The following is a 684-nucleotide window of genomic DNA, read 5'->3' as shown; positions in this document are numbered from 1 at the left end:
CCGCCACTCGTAGGCGCTGGCCCGCCGGTGGAGCGCCAGCACTGGCGTCTCGACGGTGAGCGTGACGTTCCGGCGCCGCTGGGCGACCGTTCGATCGCCTTCCCGGGCCCGGATTGTGAGGTTCCGGATCGTCACACGCATCGCCGCCCCGCCGTCGACTGACGTGACTTCGACGCCCGACTTCGCACGCCGGAGAGAGTTGGTCGATTCATCGATCGGGGGAAGCTCGACGGTCGCCCTGACGCCGCCGCGCTCGCGATCCAACTCCGATATCGACTGGCGGGCCGCGACGGCGATCCGAAGTCTGAGCGCGTCGACGAACGGTCGGGAGTCGTTCAACGCTCTACCCGCAGCCGTGTCGGCTGGGGCCGTGACCGGCGCTTCGGCGGACTCGCGTGCGGCGTCCCGGACCGCCATTCGGAGTGCGGGCCGTGCGTCCCGGGTCACGCCGTCCATCGCGGCCGCTGCGGGTCGCTCGACCGAAGGCTGTGCCCGATCCGCGATTCCCGTCGCGTACACGGAGGCGCCGAGCAGCAGCAGGACGCCGACGAGCGCGAACGGGATCCGGGCGCGGTCGTCGTCGGCGAGGCTCACGGCGACCACGTCCGGACGGAAATCTCGACGGTGTCCAGTTGGAGCGACGCCGCAGCGTCGGCCGGCCGCCCACCGCGCCGCCGGGGGGCA

At 72.4% G+C, this 684-nt stretch carries 1 protein-coding gene; it reads right to left on the bottom strand.

The features are described from left to right. Positions 1-594: DUF7286 family protein (locus ACFR9S_RS13535; RefSeq protein WP_459077211.1), on the bottom strand; the 594-nt coding region annotated here is incomplete at its 3' end. Positions 595-684 lie beyond the last annotated feature (90 nt).

Origin of the sequence: Halolamina salina, from assembly GCF_042678005.1 — an archaeon.
Lineage (GTDB): Archaea > Halobacteriota > Halobacteria > Halobacteriales > Haloferacaceae > Halolamina > Halolamina salina.
Note: the sequence above shows the minus strand (reverse complement) of the source record. Positions and strands in the feature narration are given on the sequence as shown.